Raw genomic sequence first — 4,843 nt, forward strand, 5'->3', positions numbered from 1 at the left:
AGGACGTCGACGGTGTCGTCGGCCTCGTGGAGGGCTTCGGTTTCGACGTGCGCCCGGGAGCCGTCGGCTTCGTCCGGCAGCGGGCGGAGTACGAGGAGCACTCCTGGCTCCGGGCGTTGCCGGGCTGCCGCCCCGGAACCTTCCTCGGCTTCTTCGACGACTTCGGCTTCTTGGCGCCGGAGCCACCGCCTCGCGCGGGTTTGGGCGCGGAGGCGCCGCCGCCGCGTCCGCCGCCACCGCCGCTGCGGGGGTCGTAGGCGTGGCCCGTCGGGTCCGTGCCGTTGAGGGGCTCGGCATCGCCGTAGGTGTAGCGGTTGGCGCTGGCCGACGGGGTGGGGTCGAGCTGCCAGGTGTCGCGGGAGGTGAAGGAGCCGGTTCCAGGCTGGTACCAGCGGGCGGCCATGTTCACCTCACCGCTGGCCGTGTCGGTCCAGCCGGACTGGTAGCCGAGCGTCGGGGTGCTGCCGGTCTTCGCCGTGGTCCGGCCGAAGGGGTCGTAGGCGCGGGAGCCGACGACGGTGGTGCCGTCCGCGTTGAGGCCCGCGACGAGGTCGGTGTGCTGGTCGGTGACGGCCAGTTGTTCCGTGGCGGGTGCTGCCGGTGACTCTCCGGCGAGGAGTTCGCCGTCCGGTGTGCGCGTATAGGCCGTGACCGTGTCCGTGACGAGGTTGTTGGAGCCGCCGTCGTAGGTGAAGGCGGTGGAGCCGGAGGTCAGGACGCGGTCCAGTGAGTCGTAGGTGAGGGAGTCGGTGCCGTTGGAGACGGTGCGCTCGAAGGCGTCCGAGGCGGTGACGCGGGAGGTGCCGTCGCTTTTCGTGACGGTTTCGGTGGTGCCGCGGGCGCTGTAGGTGTAGGTGTCGGTGCCCCACTTCTCCAGGCGGTTGCGCGCGTCGTACGTGGCCGTCGTGCTGCCCCGGCGGGTGAGGTTCCCGGCTCTGTCCCACTCGTAGGGGGTCGTGGTGGTGCCGTCGGTCCAGGAAGTCAGGCGGCCGGCCAGATCGTAGGTGTACGCGTTGGCCGCCGCGCCGGCCGTTCCGGTGGTGGTCTTGGTCAGCAGTCGGTCGGCGAGGTCGTAGCCGTAGGTGATGCCGGTGACCTGCGTCCCGGTGGCGGTGCGGGTCACGGTGTCCGAGGTCGTCCGGCCCAGGCTGTCGTAGCCATAGGTGCGTTCCGCGTTGATCACGGTCTGCCCGGTGTCCGTGACCCGGGCGAAGCGCTCCTTCGTGGGGCGTCCCGCCGCGTCGTGGTCGAACTGGATCTGTGTGCCGGTGAGCGGTTCGTCGGCGGAGTCGAGGCGGCCCGTGGAGTCGTAGGCGAAGCGGGTGGTTCCCGCCGCGTCGGTGCGGGTCGTCATGTTGCCGTCGGCGTCGTAGGCGTACTGGGAGGTGCCGGAGAGGCCCTGGACCCGCAGGAGCATGCCGCGGTCGTTGTACGTGTAGGTGTTGCCGGGCGAGAGTCCGTCGGTGCCCGCGCCGGTGAGCCTGCCGTCGAGGTCGTAGGACAGGACGCGTGGTGTGGTGGCCGCTGTCGTGCCGGAGCCTGTCTCGCGGATCAGTCTGCCGAGTCCGTCGTAGGTCTTCTGCCGCTTGACTCCGCCGGGGAGGAGTTCAGCGACCGCCTGTCCTGCCGCGTCGTAGACCGTCGTCCAGGTGCGCTGGTCGGCGGCCTGGTGCTGCCCCGCGGCGGGTTCGACGGTGGACTCCTGAAGGCCCCAGGCATTGTACGTGTAGTACACGGAGTGGGAGCGGCCGTCGGTGAGGCGGGTGCGGTTGCCCCGGGGGTCGTAGCCGAAGCCGGTGGTGATCGCGTCGTCGCCGGTGAGCTTCTCGGTCTGTTGGGTGAGGCGTCCCAGCGCGTCGTGCGCGAACGAGGTCTGGCCGCCGGTCGGGGAGGTGGCCGATGTCTGGTTCCCCTCCTCGTCGAACGCCGACCTGAACGTACGCAGCGCGGTCGTGCCGGTCCCGAAGTCGGTGGCCTCGGTCACGTTGTCGAGCAGGTCGTACGTGAAGGTGCTCCGGCGCTGGGTGGGGTCGACGATCTGGGTCTGGCGTCCGAGTCCGTCGTAGGTGTACCGGGTGACCGCGCCACCGGGCTGAGTGGTCGTGAGTGCCTCGCCGGCCGCGTTGTAGGTGGCGGAGCTGACGAGTCCGGACGGGGACGTGGTGGTCGTCAGGTTGTCGGCGTCGTCCCAGGTGTAGCGGGTGGTCAGGTTCTGCGGGGAGGGGTGTCGTTCGACCTCTGTCGCGGTGAGCTGCCTGCCGAGCCGGTCGTAGGTGGTCTCGGTGCGGGCGCCGGTCGGTGTGGTCACGGAGAGCGGGAGCCCGGTGGGGGTCCAGGTGTACCGGGTGGTACCGCCTTCGAGCAGGAGGGTGGTGCCGTCCGGGGGCGGGGTCGCGCCGGTGGCCGGCGGGTCCGTCCGCTGCGACAGCTGTCCGAGTTGGTCGTAGGTGTACCGCGTGGTGCGGGCCAGCGGGTCGGTGGTGGTCGAGACGCGTCCGAGGGCGTCGTAGGCCGTGCGGTACACGGGAGTTGTCGCGGTTCCGCCTCCGGCGGGGGTGTACGGCGGGAGGGTCAGTGCGACGGTCCTGCCGAGCCTGTCGACGGCCGACCGGGTCGTCTCGCCGTTCTCGTCCCTGGAGTCGGTGGTGTCGCCGTAAGTGTTGTAACCGATGGTGACGGTGGGCCGTTTCGTCTGCGGGGTGGTGCCGTACGTCTCGGCGGTCACTGCGGGGGATGTCTGTTCGACCAGGCGGCCGAGGGCGTCGTAGCGGTAGTTCGTGGTGTACGTCGCCGGGTCCGCGCCTGCCTTGGTGCCTCGCGGGCTGACGCTGCTGAGAAGGAGGCCGCGTGCGTCGTAGGTGTGGCGCGCGGTCAGCGTGGTGGTTGCCGAGGACAGGGAGGCGGCCGTGATGTTTCCGGCCTTGTCGTAGGTGGAGCGTTCGGTCACCGTCTCCGTGTCGGAGACGCGGAGGGTGGTTTCGGTGACGCGATCGTCGTTGTCGTAGGCGTAGTCGGCGGAGCGGTCGATCCCGTTCGGGTCGAGGACGGAGCGCACGACGCGTCCGGTGGCGTCGACGGTCTGGGACTCGGTTCTCGTGCCGCCGCCCGTGACCTGCCGGGTGAGGTGACCGGCGCCGTCGTAGGTGTTGGCTTCCGTCGTGATGTCGCGGCGGGTGCCGTCGGGCTGCTCCACCTGGAGCGCGGTGGTGGTGGCGGGGAGGCCGTCGTCGAAGTAGGTGAAGGTGGTGGTCGCGCCCATGGCGTCGGTGGTGGAGGCGAGGCGGCCGGCCGGGTCGTAGGCGTTCGACTCCATGACGAGGTCGCGCGGTTCGCCCGTGGGGCCTGCGGTCCAGTTCTTCAGGACGGTCTCGGCCAGGTCGCCGATCGGGGTGTAGCGGTGGGCCAGTTCGTTGCCGAGCGGGTCCTTCTCGCCGGTGAGGCGGCCCAGGGTGTCGTACGCGTACGTCGTGACGTTGCCCTCGGCGTCGGTGACGGTGTCGTTCTGGCCGTGGCTGTCGTAGTGGTAGGTGGTGGTGCCGGCCTGGTCACCGCCGGTGAGGTCGGTGTCGGTCTCGGTGAGGAGGTTTCCGTCCGCGTCGTAGGTCCGGACGGTCTTCGCGGTGTGGGTGACTCCGGTGATCTCGTTCTTCGCCCCGGCACCCGTCTCGGCGACGACATGGGAGCGGTCGTCGTAGGCGTAGGTGGTGGTGACGCCGTTCGGGTAGGTGTCGGACACCTGGGTCTCGGAGGTGTTCCGGCCGATCCCGTCGTACATGTACGTGGTGACGAGTCCGGACGGGGACGTGGTCCTGGCCAGGTCTCCGTCGGAGAAGTACGCGTAGGTGGTGACCGCGCCCTGCGGGGTGACCGTAGTCGCCACCAGCCCCGCCGGGGTGGTGCCGCCGCCGGCCGCCGGTTCCGTCCCCGCGGTGTACGTCGTGGACGACGTCCGGCCGTCGGCGAGCGTCATCTTCTCGGGCAGCCCCAGGGCCGTGTAGCTCATGGTGGTCCGGTAGCGGTCGTCGGCCGGTCCGGCGCTGCGCGCGTCCCGGGTCGCGACGGTCTTCCCGTTGCGGGGGTCCAGCGGGTTCGCGGCGTTGTGGAAGAACTCCTCGTACGACGTCCAGCAGGATCCCGCGTCCCGGCAGGTGGTCCGGGAGACCGGGTTCCCCTGGGCGTCGTGGCCGGTGATGGTGGCGTGGCCGTTCGGGTCGGTGACCGTGTGCGGGAAGCCGCCCGTGTCGTACGCGTAGGTGGTGAGGCCGCCGTTCGCGTCGGTCGAGGTGATCCGGCGTCCACCGCGCAGGGCGTCGTAGGTGGTGCTCGTCGTGGCGCCCTTCGGGTCGGTGACCGTCACGGTCGAGGCGAGCGCCGAAACTCCGGAGTACTGGCGGGCGTTGTAGTGCTCGGCGACCTGGTCGGCACTCAGGCCGTGCTGGTAGACGGCGACTTCGTCGAGCTGGCCGGTGAAGTAGCTGGCGTCGGCGGGGGCGGCGGGCCAGTTCTTGGCGAAGCCGGCGCCTATGTAGGTGCGGGTGTTGGACTGGTGGCTGACGGCTCCGGTGAGGGTGGCGGCCTGGACGCCGTCGAGGTAGAGGGTCTGGGCGGTGCCGGTGGCGGTGACGACGGCGTGGTGCCACTGGTCGTCGGTGACGGTGTCGGCGGAGGCGACCTTCGCGGTGCCCAGGCCCGGTGAGAAGAACTTGCCGTTGAGCTTGCCGTCCGTGCCGACGTACAGCAGCGGGGCGTAAGTGCCGGTGACGGTGGAGCCCATCGGGGCGGACTGGTCGCCGATCAGGACGCCGGCCTTGGTGGTCTTGAACCAGAGTTCGACGGCGAGGTC

Annotated in this window: 1 protein-coding gene; it reads right to left on the reverse strand. The window is 70.5% G+C overall.

All coding sequences use genetic code 11. The features are described from left to right. Nucleotides 1–4,843, reverse strand: a 4,843-nt coding sequence (locus AOK24_RS32760; protein WP_276206873.1) for a LamG-like jellyroll fold domain-containing protein, incomplete at both ends; no start/stop codon positions are given.

This window comes from Streptomyces niveiscabiei, assembly GCF_001419795.1.
Taxonomy (GTDB): domain Bacteria; phylum Actinomycetota; class Actinomycetes; order Streptomycetales; family Streptomycetaceae; genus Streptomyces; species Streptomyces niveiscabiei.